This is a genomic window from Halobacillus sp. A1 (genome assembly GCF_024189295.1).
Taxonomy (GTDB): Bacteria; Bacillota; Bacilli; order Bacillales; family Halobacillaceae; genus Halobacillus_A.
In genome coordinates, this window is sequence record NZ_JAIZEN010000005.1 from 171,778 (window position 1) to 191,194 (window position 19,417).

18 protein-coding genes are annotated in these 19,417 nt (G+C 42.3%); all 18 read left to right on the plus strand.

What is annotated here, in order from left to right; translation table 11 throughout:
* Positions 1 to 28 precede the first annotated feature (28 nt).
* The 18 genes from LF817_RS07690 (at position 29) to dapG (ending at position 19,406) form a co-directional block, all read left to right on the plus strand.
* Entirely contained in the window at positions 29 to 4,321 is a 4,293-nt protein-coding gene (locus LF817_RS07690) for a PolC-type DNA polymerase III (RefSeq protein WP_253935211.1), read from the plus strand.
* 245 nt (positions 4,322 to 4,566) lie between these two features.
* Positions 4,567 to 5,040, plus strand: coding sequence for a ribosome maturation factor RimP (rimP, locus tag LF817_RS07695; protein WP_253935212.1), 474 nt, complete (start codon positions 4,567 to 4,569; stop codon positions 5,038 to 5,040).
* A gap of 14 nt (positions 5,041 to 5,054) precedes the next feature.
* Complete coding sequence (gene nusA / locus LF817_RS07700; RefSeq protein WP_253935213.1) at positions 5,055 to 6,149, plus strand: transcription termination factor NusA; 1,095 nt, start codon at positions 5,055 to 5,057, stop codon at positions 6,147 to 6,149.
* A 12-nt stretch (positions 6,150 to 6,161) separates the two neighbouring features.
* Positions 6,162 to 6,437 carry an RNase P modulator RnpM gene (rnpM, locus tag LF817_RS07705; RefSeq protein ID WP_253935214.1) on the plus strand — a complete coding sequence of 92 codons (276 nt, stop codon included), beginning with the start codon at positions 6,162 to 6,164 and terminating at the stop codon, positions 6,435 to 6,437.
* On the plus strand, positions 6,434 to 6,745 hold the full coding sequence (locus tag LF817_RS07710) for a YlxQ family RNA-binding protein (RefSeq protein ID WP_253935215.1): 312 nt from the start codon (positions 6,434 to 6,436) through the stop codon (positions 6,743 to 6,745). Before rnpM ends, LF817_RS07710 begins: the two co-directional genes overlap by 4 nt.
* Positions 6,746 to 6,749: 4 nt before the next feature.
* Positions 6,750 to 8,852 carry a translation initiation factor IF-2 gene (gene infB / locus LF817_RS07715; RefSeq protein ID WP_253935216.1) on the plus strand — a complete coding sequence of 701 codons (2,103 nt, stop codon included), beginning with the start codon at positions 6,750 to 6,752 and terminating at the stop codon, positions 8,850 to 8,852.
* The gene (locus tag LF817_RS07720; RefSeq protein ID WP_253935217.1) at positions 8,849 to 9,127 is read left to right on the plus strand and encodes a DUF503 domain-containing protein; all 279 of its coding nucleotides are present in this window, start codon (positions 8,849 to 8,851) and stop codon (positions 9,125 to 9,127) included. Before infB ends, LF817_RS07720 begins: the two co-directional genes overlap by 4 nt.
* A gap of 24 nt (positions 9,128 to 9,151) precedes the next feature.
* A complete protein-coding gene (gene rbfA / locus LF817_RS07725) occupies positions 9,152 to 9,502 on the plus strand; it encodes a 30S ribosome-binding factor RbfA (protein WP_253935218.1) in 351 nt (116 codons plus the stop codon).
* Between the two features lie 135 nt (positions 9,503 to 9,637).
* Positions 9,638 to 10,534 (plus strand): tRNA pseudouridine(55) synthase TruB, encoded by an 897-nt coding sequence (gene truB, locus LF817_RS07730; protein WP_253935219.1) that lies wholly within the window; start codon positions 9,638 to 9,640, stop codon positions 10,532 to 10,534.
* 18 nt (positions 10,535 to 10,552) lie between these two features.
* Positions 10,553 to 11,494 carry a riboflavin biosynthesis protein RibF gene (gene ribF / locus LF817_RS07735; protein ID WP_253935220.1) on the plus strand — a complete coding sequence of 314 codons (942 nt, stop codon included), beginning with the start codon at positions 10,553 to 10,555 and terminating at the stop codon, positions 11,492 to 11,494.
* Positions 11,495 to 11,621: 127 nt separating this feature from the next.
* Entirely contained in the window at positions 11,622 to 11,891 is a 270-nt protein-coding gene (gene rpsO, locus LF817_RS07740) for a 30S ribosomal protein S15 (protein WP_253935221.1), read from the plus strand.
* A gap of 115 nt (positions 11,892 to 12,006) precedes the next feature.
* Positions 12,007 to 14,130, plus strand: a complete 2,124-nt coding sequence (gene pnp, locus LF817_RS07745) for a polyribonucleotide nucleotidyltransferase (protein WP_253935222.1) — start codon at positions 12,007 to 12,009, stop codon at positions 14,128 to 14,130.
* Positions 14,131 to 14,258: 128 nt separating this feature from the next.
* On the plus strand, positions 14,259 to 15,155 hold the full coding sequence (locus LF817_RS07750) for a polysaccharide deacetylase family protein (protein ID WP_253935288.1): 897 nt from the start codon (positions 14,259 to 14,261) through the stop codon (positions 15,153 to 15,155).
* Between the two features lie 15 nt (positions 15,156 to 15,170).
* Positions 15,171 to 15,392, plus strand: a complete 222-nt coding sequence (locus LF817_RS07755; RefSeq protein ID WP_253935223.1) for a YlmC/YmxH family sporulation protein — start codon at positions 15,171 to 15,173, stop codon at positions 15,390 to 15,392.
* A 132-nt stretch (positions 15,393 to 15,524) separates the two neighbouring features.
* Positions 15,525 to 16,418, plus strand: coding sequence for a dipicolinic acid synthetase subunit A (dpaA, locus tag LF817_RS07760; protein ID WP_253935224.1), 894 nt, complete (start codon positions 15,525 to 15,527; stop codon positions 16,416 to 16,418).
* The gene (locus LF817_RS07765; protein ID WP_253935225.1) at positions 16,418 to 17,014 is read left to right on the plus strand and encodes a dipicolinate synthase subunit B; all 597 of its coding nucleotides are present in this window, start codon (positions 16,418 to 16,420) and stop codon (positions 17,012 to 17,014) included. Before dpaA ends, LF817_RS07765 begins: the two co-directional genes overlap by 1 nt.
* Positions 17,015 to 17,116: 102 nt before the next feature.
* Complete coding sequence (gene asd / locus LF817_RS07770) at positions 17,117 to 18,163, plus strand: aspartate-semialdehyde dehydrogenase (protein ID WP_253935226.1); 1,047 nt, start codon at positions 17,117 to 17,119, stop codon at positions 18,161 to 18,163.
* 22 nt (positions 18,164 to 18,185) lie between these two features.
* Positions 18,186 to 19,406 (plus strand): aspartate kinase, encoded by a 1,221-nt coding sequence (dapG, locus tag LF817_RS07775; protein WP_253935227.1) that lies wholly within the window; start codon positions 18,186 to 18,188, stop codon positions 19,404 to 19,406.
* Positions 19,407 to 19,417 lie beyond the last annotated feature (11 nt).

Here is a 19,417-nt window from a genome sequence, read left to right on the forward strand (position 1 = left end):
AGAAATACCCGCATAGGGAGGAATCACATTGAGTGTGAGCAACCGGGAGAAGATGCACTATCTATTGGAACAAATCCAATTTCCTCAAGAACTAATACAACCTCATTTTGATAACAGCTCACTTGAAAAGCTGACAGTATTCAAAGCTGATAAAAAGTGGCATTTCCATTTCATTTTGGAAAAACCATTGCCGCCTTCGGTCTATCAATTGTTCACAAGTAAATTGCAGGCCGCATTCCGCTCTCTGGCTGCTATAGATTGGACCGTGGAAGCGAAAGAAAAAAACCTGTCTGAAGAGGATGTTATAGAATACTGGCAAGGCTTCATTCAAACGATTACGAATATTACACCTGGATATAAAGATTTGCTTCTTGAACAACTCCCTGAAGTTAACGGGAATAAGATTATGTTAACTTGCAGAAATCTGGCAGAAAGCCACGCAGTGAAGAAGAACTTGGAAGCTCCATTGCAAATGTTCTGCACAAGATCAGGAATTCCTCCTTACATGCTTCAAACCCGTGTCAAAGAGGAACAGGAAGAAATCAAGAAATTCAAAGAAGAACGTCAAAAGGAAGATAAACTCGTAGTCCAGCAAGCAGTGAAAGACCAGGAAGAACGTGCAAAAGTGAAAGAGGATACTAAACCTAAAGGACCGTTAGAAGTAGGGTATAAAATACAAGATGAACCCGAACCGATGGATTCGATTCTTGAAGAAGAGCGGAGAAAGACCGTGCAAGGTTATGTATTTGATGTAGAAGTAAAAGAACTTCGTTCAGGACGCCATTTATTATTACTGAAAGCTACAGATTATACAGATTCTTTCTCTATTAAAATGTTCTCGCGCGGTGATGATCATGCCGAGATGTTCAAGCATGTACAAAAAGGCATGTGGGTCAAAGCGAGAGGTAGTATTCAAACGGATAACTTCACCAGTGAACTGACGATGATGGCTAACGACATCAATGAAATCACCCCGGTAGTCCGAAAAGATGAGGCGCCAGAGGGAGAAAAAAGAATTGAGCTTCATGCCCATACTACAATGAGTCAGATGGATGCGCCTGTCTCTGTGTCCCGATTGGTAGCTCAGGCTTCCGATTGGGGGCACGAAGCGATCGCTATTACCGATCACGCAGTAGCTCAAGCATATCCTGAAGCTCATGCTGCCGGGCAGAAACATGGCGTGAAAATCATTTACGGATTAGAAGCTAATTTAGTAGATGATGGGGTGCCGATTGCTTATGAAGAACAGGACAGAGACTTAGCCAGCGACGTATATGTAGTGTTTGACGTGGAGACGACAGGTTTATCAGCAGTGTACGATAAAATCATTGAATTGGCTGCTGTAAAAATTAAGGATGGGGAAATCATCGACCGGTTTGAATCTTTTGCCAACCCTCATCATCCGCTGTCGCAAACGACGACGGATCTGACGGGAATCACAGACGATATGGTGAAAGATGCCCCGGAAATAGACGAAGTTCTAAAAGATTTCCATGCCTGGATGGGCAATGATATTCTCGTAGCTCATAACGCGAGCTTTGACATGGGATTTTTGAATGCAGGATTACAACGCATTGATTTTACAAAAGCAGCTAATCCTGTAATCGATACACTTGAATTGGCAAGGTTTTTAGTCCCTGAATTGAAGAACCACCGCCTTAATACGTTGTGTAAACATTTTGATATAGAACTTACTCAGCACCACCGGGCGATCTACGATGCGGAAGCGACTGGCTATTTGCTTTGGAAGCTCGTTAAAAAAGCGATTGAAAAAGGGATAACGAACCATAAGAATCTAAATGATTACATGGGAGAAGGAAAAGCTTATCAACGATCACGCCCTTCCCATGTGACGCTGCTTGCGAAGAATACAACCGGCTTAAAAAATATTTACCGTCTCGTCTCTGAATCCCATATCAATTACTTCTATCGTGTTCCTAGAATTCCTCGTTCGAGATTGTCTAAGCTTAGGGAAGGTATTCTTATTGGGTCGGGATGTGACAAAGGTGAAGTGTTTGAAGCGGCGATGCAGAAGTCTGAAGAGGAAGCAGAGAAAATCGCTCAGTTTTATGACTATATAGAAGTTCAGCCGCCTGGAAACTACTATCATCTATTAGAGAAAGACTTAGTACAAAACGAAGCTCAAATCTATGACATTTTGAAAAAAGTCGTTAAGATCGGGGAACGTTTGAATAAAACAGTGGTGGCTACGGGGAACGTCCATTACCTGGAGCCTCATGATAAGCAATATCGGCAAATCCTTATTTCATCGCAAAACGGAAATCCTTTGAATCGCCAGACTTTGCCTGATGTCCATTTTAAAACGACGAATGAAATGGTAGAAGAGTTCGCATTTCTAGGGGAGAAAAAGGCTCGTGAAATTATAGTTTCTAATACGCAATCCATTAATGAAAGCATTGATGAGGTTACTCCTGTTAAAGACGATTTGTATACACCTAACATAGAAGGTGCGGACGAAGAAATCAGGCAGATGTCTTATAACAAGGCGAAAGGTCTTTATGGCGATGAGCTTCCAGAGCTCGTTGAAAAAAGACTGGAAAAAGAACTCGATAGTATTATAGGCCACGGATTTGCGGTTATCTATCTTATTTCACAAAAACTTGTAACTAAATCCCTTGAGGACGGTTATCTTGTAGGTTCCCGTGGGTCGGTAGGATCCTCCTTCGTTGCCACCATGACGGATATCACTGAGGTGAATCCCCTACCGCCTCATTACGTATGCCCGAACTGCCGCCATCATGAATTTTTTACGGATGGTTCAGTAGGTAGCGGTTTTGACCTTGCTGAAAAAGATTGTCCAGAATGCGGTACGGCTTATAAGAAAGATGGACAGGATATTCCTTTTGAAACTTTCCTTGGTTTTAAAGGGGATAAAGTTCCCGATATCGACTTGAACTTCTCGGGGGAATATCAGCCTAAAGCCCACAACTATACAAAGGTTCTATTTGGTGAAGATAACGTGTATCGTGCCGGCACCATCGGAACGATAGCTGAGAAAACAGCTTATGGCTATGTAAAAGGTTATGCAGGAGATAATCAACTTCAATATAAAAATGCGGAAGTGGATCGACTCGTCCAAGGTTGTACAGGGGTGAAGCGGACAACCGGCCAGCACCCCGGAGGGATAATCGTTGTACCGGATGATATGGATATTTTTGATTTTTCCCCTATCCAATTTCCGGCCGATGATACGAAATCGGAGTGGAAAACGACCCACTTTGACTTCCACTCGATTCATGACAACCTTTTGAAGCTGGATATACTCGGCCACGATGATCCAACCGTAATCCGTATGCTTCAAGACTTAAGCGGGATCGACCAGAAGGAAATCCCCGTCGATGACCCCGAAGTGATGAAAATCTTCAGTGGCCCCGAAGCATTGGGTGTCACTGCTGAACAAATAAATTGTAAAACCGGTACGCTCGGTGTACCTGAATTCGGTACACGCTTTGTTCGGCAAATGCTTGAAGATACAAAACCGAAAACCTTTGCTGAGCTTGTTATCATTTCAGGTCTTTCCCACGGTACCGATGTATGGCTCGGGAACGCAGAGCAGCTGATTAATGACGGCATATGCACCCTTCCGGAAGTTATCGGTTGTCGAGACGACATTATGGTATACCTCATGCATAAGGGGTTAGAGCCATCCTTAGCCTTTAAAATCATGGAGTTTGTCAGGAAGGGACGAGGTCTTCAGGATGAGTGGATAGATGAAATGAAGAAGAATGGAGTACCTGACTGGTATATCGATTCGTGTAAAAAGATCAAGTACATGTTCCCTAAAGCGCACGCAGCAGCTTATGTACTGATGGCAGTGAGGATTGCATATTTCAAAGTGCATTATCCGATTTATTTTTACGCTGCTTATTTCACTGTACGTGCTGGAGATTTTGAACTTGAAACGATGATCAAAGGTTCTGACGCCATTCGTAAACGGTTAGAGGAAATACAATCTAAAGGTCTTGACGCGACACCAAAAGAGAAAAACTTGATGACTGTGCTTGAGATCTCTTTAGAAATGTGTGAAAGAGGATACGGCTTTAAACCGGTTGACCTTTATGAGTCCAGCTCCACTGATTTTCTAGTCGAAGGAAATGAGCTGATCCCTCCATTTAATGCAGTCGACGGGCTTGGTACGAACGCTGCGATAAGCGTGGTTGAAGCCCGGAAACAAGGCGAGTTCCTTTCTAAACAGGACTTAAGAGAGAGGAGCCGCATTTCAAAGACGGTTCTTGAGTATTTGGATACTCAGGGTTGTTTGGAAGGCATGCCTGACGAGAACCAACTTTCACTATTTTAGGTTCTATTGCATTATAACGGAAACTGTGATATATTTTTTATGGTGAGAAGAGCGATAAGAACGGCCGAAAGAGTGGGGAAACCCACTCTTTCGTTATATTTTAAGCTCACTTTTCAACTATTGATGCGTCACGTAATGATTTGATTTGCATGTACACCGCTATGATTTTTTCATAGCGGTTTCATTTCGAGTTTAATTTATGTATAAAATAGCTGAATGAACAATTGCACGGGGAGGGATTCCAGTTGAGTAACCAAGTAGTAGAACTTACACAAAAGTTAGTCGAACCTATTTTAGCCGATATGAACTTAGAACTTGTCGAAGTTGAGTATAAGAAAGAAGGTAAGAATTGGTTTTTGCGTGTTTTTATTGATAAGCCTGGCGGCGTAGATATTGAAGAATGCGGGCAAGTTTCTGAACAGCTTAGTGAGAAGCTTGATGAAACTGATCCAATCGAAGCAGCCTACTTTTTAGAGGTTTCCTCTCCAGGAGCAGAAAGACCTCTAAAAACGCAAGCTGATTTTAAAAAGTTCGTAGGAGAGCATGTATACATGAAATTGTACGAACCTATCGATGGAGAAAAAGAATTTGAAGGGACGCTTCAAAGTTTTGAAAATGAAATTGCAAGCGTCGAAATTCGAATCAAAGCACGCAAAAAGCAACTAGAAGTGCCTTTTGATAAAATTGCCAAAGCCAATTTAGCTGTGACTTTTAACTAAAGGGGGATATACTGTTGAGCAGTGAACTATTTGATGCCATGAACTATTTAGAGAAGGAGAAAGGCATTGACAAAGGATTGTTATTGGAGGCACTCGAGGCTGCGCTTATTTCAGCCTACAAGAAGAACTTCAACTCCGCTACAAATGTAAGAGTGGACATTAATGAACAAGAAGGAAGTATGAAAGTTTTCGCAAGGAAAGAGATTGTAGAAGAAGTTATGGACCCGCAGCAGGAGATTTCTCTAGAAGAAGCAAAAGAGAAGGACCCGAACTATGTAGCGGAAGATGTAATTGAAGTGGAAGTTACACCTATGGATTTCGGAAGGATAGCTGCGCAGGCAGCGAAGCAGGTAGTTACTCAGCGAGTGAGAGAAGCCGAAAGAGGTATTATCTATGGTGAGTATGTAGACCGTGAAGAGGATGTTATGACGGGAATCATTCAAAGAAAAGACCCGCGTTTCGTCTACGTTAATCTTGGTAAAATTGAAGCAAGACTGCCTGATGGCGAACAGATGCCTACGGAATCCTATGAAGTGCATGATCGACTTAAAGTTTTCGTTACGAAAGTAGAAAACAGTAATAAAGGACCGCACATTTACGTGTCCAGAACACACCCTGGATTACTGAAGCGATTATTTGAAATGGAAGTTCCTGAGATTTATGATGGAACAGTCGAAGTCCGCTCTGTTGCACGCGAAGCAGGAGACCGTTCTAAGATTTCTGTGTTTGCTGAGGATCCCGAAGTAGATCCGGTCGGCTCTTGTGTAGGCCAGAGAGGTCAGCGTGTTCAAGCCATCGTCAATGAACTTAAAGGTGAAAAAATTGATATCGTTCAGTGGTCAGAAGATCCTGTTGAATACGTATCTAATGCGTTAAGCCCTTCAAAAGTAGTTGAAGTCTTAGTCAATGAAGAAGAAAAGGCTACAACCGTGATTGTTCCTGATTATCAATTATCACTGGCAATTGGCAAGCGCGGGCAAAACGCTCGCCTGGCAGCTAAGCTGACAGGATGGAAGATTGATATCAAAAGCGAAAGCGAAGCTCTTGATGAAGGAATCATTACCCAAACGGAAATTGATGAAGATCCAGAAGACCACATGGAAGAATAAGGAGGGGTAGCGATGGCCCGTTCTAAAAAACAACCTTTAAGAAAATGTGTCGTTACGCAGGAGATGAAGCCTAAGAAAGAGCTCATCCGTGTTGTACGAAATAAGGAAGGACATGTGTTCGTTGATACGTCCGGCAAACAGAATGGGCGAGGTGCCTACGTATCCAAAAGTCTGGATGTCATTAACCAGGCGGAGCAGCAGCAGTCTCTCAACCGTCATCTGAACGCGAAAGTAGAGGCGGAAGTCTATGATGAATTGCGAAAGACTGTTGAAGGTAGATCGTCATGAAGAAATATTTAAATATCCTTGGACTTGCTCACAGAGCTGGAAAGCTTACTCTCGGTGAGGAACACATCGTTAAGGATATCCAAAAAGAGAGAGCCAAGCTGGTTCTCATTGCTGATGATATCGGCAAACAAACAAAGAAAAAGCTTACAGATAAATGTAGCTTTTATCATATACCCTGCTATATGGTGGATGATCGTGAAACTCTTTCACACGCCATAGGTCAGTCAGGGAGAGTCGCGATCGCAGTTCTTGACCAAGGATTTGCGAAAAAGTTGCAATCGCTGCTCGATGAATCTATTCGGGGGTGAAAGAATGAGTAAAATGCGCGTATATGAATATGCCAAAAAGAATGAACTATCTAGTAAACAGGTAATTGATAAATTAAAAGAAATGAATGTAGAAGTTTCGAATCATATGTCCACAATCGAAGATGATGTAAAAGGAAAGTTGGACCAATCCTTAAATAAAGGGAAAGCACAACCAGCTGCCAAGCAAGATAACTCTAAAGCAGCTTCTAAGAAGCCTGCTCAAAACAATCAGAATAAAGCTAAAAACAATCAACAAAATAAAAAACACAACCAAAAGCCGCAGCAAAATAAACAGCGTCCAGCCCAAAAAAATCAAGGGAATAACAACCAAAAACCTGCAGCCAAAAAACAAACGCCCGAGAAAATTACTTATGCAGGAAGTCTTACTGTCGGAGAGTTAGCTCAGAAATTAAACAAAGACTCTTCAGAGATCATTAAGAAGCTTATGATGCTCGGTGTAATGGCTACAAAAAACCAGGATTTGGATGCTGATTCAATTGAACTTATTTGTGCAGAGTTCAATGTGGAAGTGGAAGAAGAAGTCATTGTAGATGAAACAGATATTGAAAATATGACTTTTGACGATAACCCTGAAGATCTGCAAGAGCGTCCTGCTGTCGTAACGATTATGGGCCACGTAGACCATGGTAAAACCACTCTGCTTGATTCCATTCGTAATACGAAGGTCACCGAAGGAGAAGCTGGAGGAATTACGCAGCACATCGGAGCCTATCAAGTTGAAGAAAATGATAAAAAGATTACGTTCTTAGATACCCCGGGACACGCCGCTTTTACAAGCATGCGTTCACGTGGCGCTCAAGTTACAGACATCGCGATCCTTGTCGTTGCAGCTGATGATGGTGTCATGCCGCAAACACGTGAGGCTATTAATCATGCTAAAGCTGCAGAAGTTCCTATTATCGTCGCCGTTAATAAAATGGATAAAGAGGGCGCCAATCCAGACCGCATTATGCAGGAATTGATGGAGTATGAGTTAATCTCCGAAGATTTTGGGGGAGAAACGATATTTGTTAAGATGTCCGCTGTGAAAGGTGAAGGAATTGACGAGCTTCTTGAAATGATCGTTCTCGTTTCTGAAATGGAAGAATTTAAAGCCAATCCAGACCGCCCTGCATACGGTACAGTTATCGAAGCTGAACTTGATAAAGGCCGTGGTCCTGTGGCCACCCTGCTTGTGCAAAATGGCACACTGAAAGTCAGTGACTCTTTAGTTGTAGGTAACACTTATGGTCGTGTGCGTGCTATGGTGAATGATTTAGGACGCAGAGTAAAAACCGCTGCACCATCTACACCAGTAGAAATTACCGGCTTAAATAATGTACCTCAAGCAGGAGACCGCTTCCTCGTTTTTGAAGATGAGAAGAAAGCACGGAGTATCGGTGAAGCAAGAGCTCAAAAGCAGATTGAAGCTGACAGAAGTGCTACAGCCAGAGTGAGTCTTGATGATTTATTCGATCAGATCAAACAGGGTGAAATTAAAGATATTAATTTGATCGTTAAAGCGGATGTTCAAGGTTCACTAGAAGCACTCTCAGGATCTCTTGAGAAAATCGAAGTCGAAGGCGTCAAAGTGAAAATTATTCATGCGGGCGTTGGAGCGATCACAGAATCAGATATTACTCTTGCTTCCGCTTCGAATGCCATCGTAATTGGTTTCAACGTACGTCCAGATGGGAATGCTAGAAAAGCAGCAGAATCTGAAGATGTTGAAATCCGTTTGCACAATATCATTTACAAAGTGATGGAAGAAATTGAAGCGGCTATGAAAGGCATGCTTGACCCTGAATATGAGGAAAAAATCATCGGTCAAGTCGAAGTACGCGAAATCTTCAAAGTTTCAAAAATCGGTACAATCGCCGGTTCTTATGTAACCGAAGGTAAAATTACGCGTAATTCAGGAATTCGTGTCATCCGCGATGGTGTAGTAATTAACGAAGGTGAAGTTGATGCACTGAAACGCTACAAAGATGATGCAAAAGAGGTAGCTAAAGGTTATGAATGTGGAATAACTATTAAGAATTTCAATGACTTGAAGGTCGGTGACATCATCGAGCCTTACGAAATGCAGGAGATCGAACGCACATGATTTTAAGTGCTGAGGTGGAATGTATATTATATGACGCCCAGTCCTTGAAGGAAAAACGTTCAGTGATCAAGCGAATTCAAAAAAGGCTTACAAATGAATATAATGTAGCCGTCAGCGAACTGGATTTCCAGAACTTATGGCAGCGTACATGTATAGGCATTGTAACGATCGCGAGCAGTAAAGTGATCGCTGAGCAGACGATTCAGCAAGCTCTGAGTTTCATTGATTCGTTTCCTGAAATTGAACGGACAAATACAGTAACCGAATGGCTGTAATGTTGTGGTTGAAGAGGTGATATAATGAATGATTTACGTGCAAACCGCGTTGGGGAGCAAATGAAAAAGGAATTGACTGATATAATCAGTAAGAAGATCAAAGACCCTCGAGTGGGGTTTGTCACTGTTACTGAAGTTAAAGTAACCGGTGATCTTCAACAAGCCAAAGTATTTATTTCTGTGTTAGGTGATGAAAAGCAGAAACATGATACACTTGTAGGACTTGCCAAGGCTAAAGGGTTCATCCGCTCTGAAATCGGTCAAAGAATTCGCTTGCGTAAAACACCTGAAATTACGTTCGAGTTCGATGATGCAATTGAGAGAGGAAATCGGATTGAAACCATCCTTAAAGATTTAAACGATACGGAAAGCTAAAGGAAGTCAGTTCTTATTTCTTCATAGAATGATGAATGGGCATATTTTAGCTGGACGTTTGCATTCACACTCCGTGCTGCTCTGGCACGGAGTTTTCTATGACCAATTTTCATTAGGATAAGGAGTGTTACCGTCATGCATGGTATTCTTCCATTATGGAAAGAAAAAGGCTTTACTTCACATGACTGTGTGAGTAAAGCGCGAGGTATGCTGAAAACGAAAAAAATCGGACATACTGGGACGTTAGATCCTGATGTTGAAGGGGTCCTCCCTCTTTGTATAGGCAAGGCCACGAAGATTGTTCCATTCCTCACGGATACAGAAAAGATATATGAAGCGACTGTAACACTTGGGTGTGCTACTGAGACAGAGGATGCATCGGGTGAAATCATAGATCAGAAGCCGGTGAATAACGTGCCTTCTGAAAATGAAATTCTACAAATAATAAAACGGTTTGAAGGGCAGATCAAGCAGATCCCGCCCATGTATTCAGCTGTGAAGGTAAACGGCAAACGCTTATACCAATATGCCCGGGACGGGGAAACAGTACAGCGGCCGGAAAGAACAGTCCATATAAAACATATTGAGCTAGTTGATGCACCAGAGGCCGCAGTCAATGAGCAATATTCTTTTACATTAAGAGTTGTTTGTTCCAAAGGTACGTACATAAGGACCTTATGTGTGGATATAGGTAAAGCGCTCAGCTATCCTGCCCATATGTCAGCTCTTGTCAGGGAACAGACGGGAAGTATCAGTAAAGAACATTGTTATACTTTCTCTGAAATTCAGCAATTTGTTGACGATGGAAATGTTGGAAATGTAATCCTGGCTTTAGATAGAGGTCTAGATCATCTGCAGGTGCTGACAGTGTCAGAGGACCAAAGGTTTGCGATAGAGCACGGTCAAGTTCTGCCGATGCCTGACCATTTATTTCAAGAGCCTTTTGTAATAAAATGTAATGGAGAGGTGCTTGCGATCTATCAGCAGCACCCCGGAAAACCCGATAAAATTAAACCGGTACGAGTATTTTGAGTTAAAGCAGGTGAAATAATGAGAACTTTTCATTTAAGTTCAGAAAGCCCGATTGTTTCCGAAGATCTATCAGCGAGTTCTTTAGCTGTAGGTTTTTTCGACGGCATCCATAAAGGGCATCAGCAGGTTATCAGAACAGCTGTTCAACAAGCAGATAAGTTAGGTATAGATACGGCTGTCATGACGTTTACGCCTCACCCCTCCGTTGTGTTGAATAAAAGTGTGCAGCACGCACGTTACATCACTCCTCTTCCTGAAAAAGAGCGCATATTAGAAGACATGGGAGTCGATAAACTGTTTGTCGTCCATTTTGATCTTGCTCTAGCTTCTTTATCTCCTGCCGAATTTGCGGAAAAATTTTTCGTAGATTTGAATATTCATCATGTAGTAGCTGGTTTTGATTTCAGCTTTGGTTATAAAGGCAAAGGATCAATGAAGGAGCTTCCATCCTACGCAAAAGGAAGATTTACAACTACAACCGTAGCTAAAGTCTCGCAGGGAGATGAGAAAGTCAGTTCTACTCGGATTCGCGGACTATTAAATCAAGGGGATATGGCAGAGATCAAAACTCTGTTGAATCGGCCTTATAGCATCCAGGGAGAAGTGGTCGAAAGCCGAACAAGCAGAAAAGCTCCCGGCCCTCCGATGATCCCTATTCACATGAATGAAGCATATTATCTGCCAACCTCTGGTATATATGCGGTAGAGGTGGAATTTAAAGGGGAAATCCATAAGGGAATGGCTGTTTACAGTATGAGTTTGTTAAGGAGCGAACAGAATGAAGAGGGCAGTTTAGAAGTCCGCACATTCGACAGTGAGCAAGACCTTTACGGGGAAAAGGTAAGGATCTATTTTCATGAATTCATACGGCCCGTGATCGAGTACCAAAACCGGGAGCAATTGATGGAGCAGCTTCAGAGTGACGAACGGGAATGCCGGAGGATCCTGACTGTATTATAAGTTTCCCCTTGCATTTTACTCTCAAAAATTGTACTCTTTAATATGGAACCTTCGCTTGGCGGCGCGTATCTCCGACGCCCGCTCGGGGTAAGGGAATCTTTCAAAAACTATAGGAGGTGTAGCTATAATGGCTATCACACAAGAACGTAAAAATGAATTAATCAATGAGTACAAAACTCATGAGAAAGACACTGGATCTGCTGAAGTACAGATTGCTGTCCTTACAGAGCAAATCACGAACTTGAACCAACACTTGCGTACACACAAGCAAGATCATCACTCTCGTCGTGGATTGCTTAAAATGGTAGGTAGACGCCGTAACTTGCTTAACTACCTGCGTAATAAAGACATTACACGTTACCGTGAGTTAATTAAGAGTCTTGGCCTACGTCGCTAATGTATTTAGGAAAAGCGGGAGTTTATCCCGCTTTTTCTGTATGTTTACATAAATAAAGTGTAAACTGTGAGATAGATTCTATTTTTTTATTGTGAATGAGAGGAGTAATTAATTTATGGCAGAAGAAAATCAAGTGTTTTCTATTGATGTAGCTGGCCGTACATTCTCCGTTGAAGTAGGAGAATTAGCTAAACAAGCAAGCGGCGCTGCAATGATCAAGTATGGCGATACATCTGTTCTTTCTGCGGCAACAGGCTCAAAAGAACCTAAAGATCTGCCTTTTTTCCCGCTGACGGTGAATTATGAAGAGCGTCTTTACGCCGTTGGTAAGATTCCTGGAGGTTTCATAAAGCGTGAAGGACGCCCAAGTGATAAAGCTGTTCTTGCCTCTCGTCTAATTGACCGTCCAATTCGACCACTATTCCCCGATGGTTTCAGAAATGACGTGCAAGTAATCAGCACCGTAATGAGTGTGGATCAGGACTGTTCCTCTGAAATGGCAGCTATGCTTGGATCTTCTATAGCATTAAGCATTTCTGATATACCATTTGGCGGACCTATCGCTGGCGTAGTTGTGGGACGAGTAGATGGAGAGTTCATTTTAAACCCTACGATTGCACAGCAGGAGCAAAGTGATATTGATCTGACGGTAGCGGGTACTAAAGATGCCATCAACATGGTTGAAGCTGGCGCTAAAGAAGTATCAGAGGAAGACATGCTTGAAGCGATTATGCTTGGTCATGATGAGATTAAGCGTCTTGTAGCCTTTCAAGAGGAGATCGTTGCAGCTGTAGGTAAAGAAAAAATGGAAGTGCAGCTTTTCGACTTGGACCAAGAGCTCAAAGATAAAGTTGAAGCCGAGGCAACTGAACCAATGGTGACGGCGATACAAACAGAAGAGAAAAAAGCTCGTGAGGATGCCATTGATGAAGCTAAAAAGTCGATTGTCCAAGCTTATGAAGAACTTGAAGCTGATGATGATACGATTAAACAAGTGAAATCAATCCTTGATAACATCGTTAAAGAAGAAGTTCGACGCCTTATTACTAAAGATAAAATCCGTCCAGACGGCAGAGGCCCGGATGAGATTCGTAAGCTTTCCTCCAGAGTGGGTATTTTACCTCGTACTCACGGATCAGGATTATTCACTCGTGGACAAACTCAAGCCTTGAGCATTTGCACGCTAGGCGCTCTAGGAGATGTTCAGATTTTAGATGGTCTTGACTTAGAGGAATCGAAACGCTTCATGCACCACTATAATTTCCCTCATTATTCTGTCGGTGAAACAGGCCCGATCCGTGGTCCAGGCCGCCGGGAAATCGGACACGGTGCCCTTGGTGAGCGTGCTTTGGAAGTAGTGATTCCATCTGAAAAAGAATTCCCTTATACTATGCGTCTCGTTTCAGAAGTGCTAGAGTCCAATGGTTCTACTTCTCAAGCTAGTATATGCGCAAGTACGCTGGCTATGATGGATGCAGGGGTTCCTCTAAAAGCACCTGTAGCAGGTATTGCCATGGGGCTTGTGAAATCTGGAGAAGATTATACCATTCTGACAGACATTCAAGGAATGGAAGACTTTCTAGGAGACATGGACTTCAAAGTTGCAGGAACTGAACAAGGGATTACAGCACTACAAATGGATATAAAAATTGAAGGATTGTCCCGTGCGATCCTGGAAGAGGCTTTAGCCCAGGCTAAAACAGGACGTATGGAAATCTTGAGTTCTATGCTGGCGACAATTCCTGAATCAAGATCAGAACTTTCTCGCTACGCTCCAAAAATTATGACGATGAAGATTAATCCTGACAAAATTCGTGACGTTATTGGACCAAGCGGTAAACAAATCAATCAAATTATTGATGATACCGGAGTCAAAATCGATATTGAGCAGGATGGTACCGTGTTCGTCTCTTCCACAGAAGCGGAAATGAACAAAGTAGCTATGAAAATCATCGAAGACATCGTTCGTGAAGTGGAAGCTGGAGAAGTATATGACGGCAAAGTTAAACGAGTCGAGAAATTCGGAGCTTTTGTCGAATTGTTCAAAGGGAAAGAAGGACTTGTGCATATTTCCGAGCTTGCTGAAGAACGTATAGGCAAAGTCGAAGATGTGGTCGATGTCGGTGACACACTTAAAGTGAAAGTCAAAGAAATCGATAAGCAAGGCCGAATCAATCTATCACACAAAGCTATTCTTGTAGAAGAAAAGAAACAAAAAGAAAAAGAAGCAAGTGAGTAATGAAAAAGAGAGACTGGTAAACCAGTTTCTTTTTTTATGTCTTTTTTTTAAGCTGTTGATAAAAGCATCTTCTATGGCTGTCCTACTTTGCATATATTGCTAACAAGGGGTGAGTGCCATTGCATGCGATGATCAGAGTCACAGCCTTTATATTTCTAATTGCCATTATTGCAGGAGTACAGGATAAACATACAGTATCAACTTCTGCCGATGCAACGCTTTATGAAACGATAAAGGAAAAACGACAAGATTATTATATAGCTCCACAAAATGCAAAGATTGATAAGGTATGGAAAAAAACACCTGGACTAAACGGACGGGACGTGAACGTAGATAAATCTTATCAAAATATGAAGGAAGATCGTAAATTCAATGAAAAGAAACTTGTGTATAACGAAATTTCACCTGAGATTTCACTCGAAGACTTACCAGCTGCCCCTATATATAAAGGACATGTTGATAAAAAAATGGTGAGTCTGCTGATCAATGTTTCCTGGGGCGAGGAATATATCCCATCCATGCTGAAAACTTTCGCTTCACACCGGATCAAGGGGAATTTTTTTATAGATGGTGCATTCGCTAAAGATAATAAACAGCTGATGCAAATGATTGCAGAGGATGGTCATGTAATTGGCAGCCATGGGTATGGCCATCCAGACTTTTCTAAATTAGATGCATCTTCTGTTGAGAAGAACTTAGAATCGACTAATGAAATTCTCGAGGCGTTTACGGATGAAAATATAAAATGGTTTGCCCCTCCTTCTGGCAGCTTCTCCAATCAAACGGTAGAAACTGCGTATGCAATGAACATGGAGACTGTATTATGGTCTGTAGATACCATTGACTGGAGGAAACCCACAAAAGATGTGCTGATTGAAAGGGTGGTCAGTAAACTCCACAATGGAGCGACTATTTTGATGCATCCGACTGAAGTCACATCTGAAAGCCTCGATGATTTAATTAAAAGGATCAAAGAAGACTACAAGATTGTGGAATATCCTCGTTTGATCAGTGAGAAAAGGTGAAGGGTGGCACATACGTTGAGACTCAGACATTTAGCTTCTAAAGAGGTTATTGATGTACGAGAAGGTAAAAAGCTCGGCATACTTGGCCAAGCGGATTTGACGATTGATCCTGACAGCGGCCGGATCCTTTCTTTAATCGTTTTGAACAGAGGCCTCTTTCATTCTAAAACAGAAACTGTGATTGAGTGGGATTACGTTGAAATTATAGGTGAAGACACAATTTTAATAAGTAAATGAGCTGTGACTCCATGTCACAGCTTTTTTTATGGAGTCATAAGCTACTTGAAGGTAGAGGTTCGAGCACACTTAAAAAGGTGAAATGCATACGATACAAGGAGATGAAACCTAATAAAAAGGAGACTTCACGGCATGCTAACTGGACACCATGTGGCCGTCATAGGGGGCGACGCCCGCCAAATTGAAATTATAAGAAGATTGCATGAGTGGGATGCTCATGTATATTTAGCTGGTTTTGATCAATTAAACGGTAGTTTTACTGAATGTATCGAGCTTGATTTTAGTGGTCCTCAGGCAGAACAGCTTGATGCTCTCATTCTTCCCATTGCAGGTACGGATGAAAATGGAAACATTGATGGGATATTTACGAACAAGATGCTCAGCCTAACCGCCGAATGGCTCAAAAGAACACCTTTCCACTGCCAAATCTATACGGGTATCGCTAATCAAACATTAAAAGACTTAGCTGCTAAGGCAGAGAGGGAACTAATTTCATTGATGGATCGTGACGATGTAGCCATATACAACTCCATTCCTACTGTCGAAGGAACGATTATGATGGCCATACAACATACGGATTTTACAATTCACGGATCTAATGTCATTATCCTGGGTCTCGGAAGGGTAGGAATGAGCCTGGCTCGTGCTTTTGATCAATTAGGGGCTAAAGTGACGGTAGGAGTTCGTTCTTCGGCTGGAGCAGCCCGGGTACACGAAATGGGGATGCAGTCACTTGATATGAGGAGCATGGAAAACTTGGAATTTAATTGTGACTATTTGATAAACACAGTACCTGCCCCTGTGGTAGATGCATCAGTGATCAAAAAGTTACCTTCTCACTGTCTCATTTTAGATTTAGCTTCTAAACCAGGTGGTGCAGATTTTCGTTATGCTGAAAAGCGCGGAATCAAAGCGATTTTGGTTCCTGGACTTCCCGGAATCGTAGCCCCGAAAACGGCTGGGAAAATAGTTGCGAATGTCATTTGCAGAAAACTTCAGGAAAATAACCGAAAGGCGGATGAATAATGACTAGTTTAAAGGGAAAAACAATAGGATTTGGCCTTACCGGTTCTCATTGTACGTACCATGAGGTTTTTCCTATTTTACAAAAATTAAAAGATTTAGGAGCTACTATTGTTCCAGTGTTATCAAATACTGTGCAAAAAACGGATACACGATTCGGTGAAGCTAAAGAGCATATTGAAACGATTGAGAAGATTACGGGGGAAAAGATCATCATGACGATTCCAGATGCAGAGCCTTTAGGACCGACAAGGCCATTGGACTGTATGGTCATAGCCCCTATGACAGGGAACTCCACTAGTAAATTTGCAAATGCATTAACAGATTCGCCCGTATTGATGGCAGCTAAAGCTACATTACGTAATGGGAAGCCGGTAGTACTTGCGATTTCTACAAACGATGCGTTAGGATTAAACGGAGTGAATGTTATGAAATTAATGGCTGCTAAAAACATTTATTTTGTTCCATTCGGGCAGGATCATCCATACAAAAAGCCAAATTCATTGGTTTCTGATATGACGCTGATTCCAGAAACGATTGAAGCGGCTTTAGATGGAAAGCAGAAGCAGCCTGTCTTAATTGAAAGGTACAAATCTTAAATCTCTTAAATTCGTTCCAGTTTTTACTACACTTATGGTAAAATAAGAAATAGTGACTTTAAGCGACAAACCAATTTCAACAATCAGGAAAGGGGATACATTATGACACAATCAAACCAATATAACATAGCCGTAGTAGGTGCCACAGGGGCGGTCGGACAAAAAATGCTGGAAACGCTGGAAGACCGAAGCTTTCCTATTAAAGAGCTGAAATTATTGTCGTCCAGCCGTTCAGCAGGGACAAAAATGACGTTCAAAGGAACAGAGTACACTCTTGAAGAAGCAACGCCTGAGAGCTTTGAAAATATCGATATCGCGCTATTCTCAGCAGGCGGATCTGTTTCTAAGAAACTAGCACCTGAAGCAGTGAAACGCGGAGCACTCGTAATAGACAATACAAGTGCTTACCGAATGGATGAAAGCGTGCCGTTAGTTGTACCTGAAGTGAACGAAGCGGATATCCAAAACCATAACGGAATTATCGCAAACCCTAATTGTTCCACGATCCAAATGGTTGCCGCGCTAGAACCAATCAAACAAAACTTAGGTCTCAGCCGCGTAATTGTTTCTACTTATCAGGCTGTGTCTGGTGCTGGAAACGAAGCAGCAGATGAACTGCGTCAACAATCTCAATCATTTTTAAATGGTGAAGAATTAGAAGCTAACATCCTTCCTGTGGGCGGTGATGAGAAGCATTACCCAATCGCTTTTAATGCCCTCCCGCAAATAGATAAATTCCAGGAAAATGGATACACTTTCGAAGAAATGAAAATGATCAATGAAACGAAAAAAATCATGCATGCTCCCAAACTTCAAGTTGCGGCTACTTGTGTACGTCTGCCTTTCTTCACTTCACATGCAGAGAGTGTGTACGTTGAGGTAGATCAAAAAGGAGTGACTGTCGATCAATTAAAAGCTTTGATCAGTAAAGCAGAAGGAATCGTACTAGAGGATGATCCTGCAAACCAGTCTTACCCTACACCTTTAAGCTCAGCCGGTAAGCGTGATGTTTTCGTCGGACGTATAAGAAAAGACCTTGATCACGAAAATGGTTTCCACCTTTGGGTAGTCTCTGATAATTTACTTAAAGGAGCTGCTTGGAATTCTGTGCAAATCGCTGAGAGAGTCATAGCCAATCAGTGGTTGTAATCTGAATAGTTGAGGTGTGAACATGAAAATACTTGTACAAAAATTCGGTGGTACATCCGTGCGGGATCATGATGGAAGATCCCGTGCGATCACCCATATTAAATCGGCAATCAATGATGGATATAAAGTCGTTGTTACAGTTTCAGCGATGGGGCGAAAGGGAGATCCTTACGCAACAGATACTTTGCTCGGACTGGTAGAACATCCGTCATCTAAAATAACGTCACGAGAGCAGGATATGCTGATGTCTTGCGGTGAAACGATATCTTCGGTCGTGTTCGCCCATGAACTTTTAGATTCCGGAATCCGTGCGGCCAGCCTTTCAGGAGCTGCCGCAGGTTTCTTGACGAACGATGATTTTACAAGGGCGAAAATTTTGCGGATGGATACGAGTCGTCTATTATCTGAACTGCAACAAAATGATGTCGTCGTTGTCGCTGGCTTTCAAGGGAAAACTGAAGGGGGAGACGTGACGACGATCGGCCGCGGAGGAAGTGATACGAGTGCAGCAGCTCTTGGTGCTGCCCTTAAAGCTGACTATATTGATATCTTTACAGATGTCGATGGAATTATGACAGCTGATCCTCGTATTGTAGAGTCGGCACGAGCTCTTCATGCTGTTACTTATAATGAAATTTGTAATTTAGCATATCAGGGAGCAAAAGTCATTCATCCTAGAGCCGTTGAAATTGCGATGCATGCTAAGGTACCTATGCGTGTTAGATCCACCTATTCAGACTTGCCAGGTACGTTGGTTGCCGCTTCAAGAGAGGGCGAAGCGGGGAATGACATTCCTGATCGTCTAGTTACGGGAATCGCTCATATGGCTGGTATATCGCAAATCAAAGTTCAATCAAAAGAGGACTCTTCCAAGTTGCAGTCTGAAGTGTTTAAATCGATGGCAGAAGCAAACATATCCGTCGACTTTATTAATATTTCTCCAAGTGGCGTAAGCTATACCATAGACAGCATTTATACTCACCAGGCGTTGCAGATTCTGACGGACTTAGGGTATGAACCTGATATCAGAGAGGGATGTGCCAAAGTCTCTACAGTAGGTGCAGGTATTACCGGGGTACCCGGTGTGACGGCGAAAATTGTGCAGACACTTATTGAACGAGGCGTGCAGATTTTGCAATCAGCAGACTCGCATACCACTATATGGGTACTTATCAAAGATGAAGATTTAATTCAGGCTGTAAATGCTTTACACGATATTTTTGAATTAAATGTGGAAAAATGAAAGGGGATTTA

Coding starts and splice junctions, on each gene's coding strand:
- ribF (WP_253935220.1), top strand. CDS start 10,553: ATGAGAACTTTTCATTTAAGTTCAGAAAGCCCGATTGTTTCCGAAGAT.
- truB (WP_253935219.1), top strand. CDS start 9,638: ATGCATGGTATTCTTCCATTATGGAAAGAAAAAGGCTTTACTTCACAT.
- rbfA (WP_253935218.1), top strand. CDS start 9,152: ATGAATGATTTACGTGCAAACCGCGTTGGGGAGCAAATGAAAAAGGAA.
- infB (WP_253935216.1), top strand. CDS start 6,750: ATGAGTAAAATGCGCGTATATGAATATGCCAAAAAGAATGAACTATCT.
- LF817_RS07720 (WP_253935217.1), top strand. CDS start 8,849: ATGATTTTAAGTGCTGAGGTGGAATGTATATTATATGACGCCCAGTCC.
- rpsO (WP_253935221.1), top strand. CDS start 11,622: ATGGCTATCACACAAGAACGTAAAAATGAATTAATCAATGAGTACAAA.
- LF817_RS07750 (WP_253935288.1), top strand. CDS start 14,259: ATGATCAGAGTCACAGCCTTTATATTTCTAATTGCCATTATTGCAGGA.
- rnpM (WP_253935214.1), top strand. CDS start 6,162: ATGGCCCGTTCTAAAAAACAACCTTTAAGAAAATGTGTCGTTACGCAG.
- LF817_RS07765 (WP_253935225.1), top strand. CDS start 16,418: ATGACTAGTTTAAAGGGAAAAACAATAGGATTTGGCCTTACCGGTTCT.
- asd (WP_253935226.1), top strand. CDS start 17,117: ATGACACAATCAAACCAATATAACATAGCCGTAGTAGGTGCCACAGGG.
- pnp (WP_253935222.1), top strand. CDS start 12,007: ATGGCAGAAGAAAATCAAGTGTTTTCTATTGATGTAGCTGGCCGTACA.
- dapG (WP_253935227.1), top strand. CDS start 18,186: ATGAAAATACTTGTACAAAAATTCGGTGGTACATCCGTGCGGGATCAT.
- LF817_RS07710 (WP_253935215.1), top strand. CDS start 6,434: ATGAAGAAATATTTAAATATCCTTGGACTTGCTCACAGAGCTGGAAAG.
- dpaA (WP_253935224.1), top strand. CDS start 15,525: ATGCTAACTGGACACCATGTGGCCGTCATAGGGGGCGACGCCCGCCAA.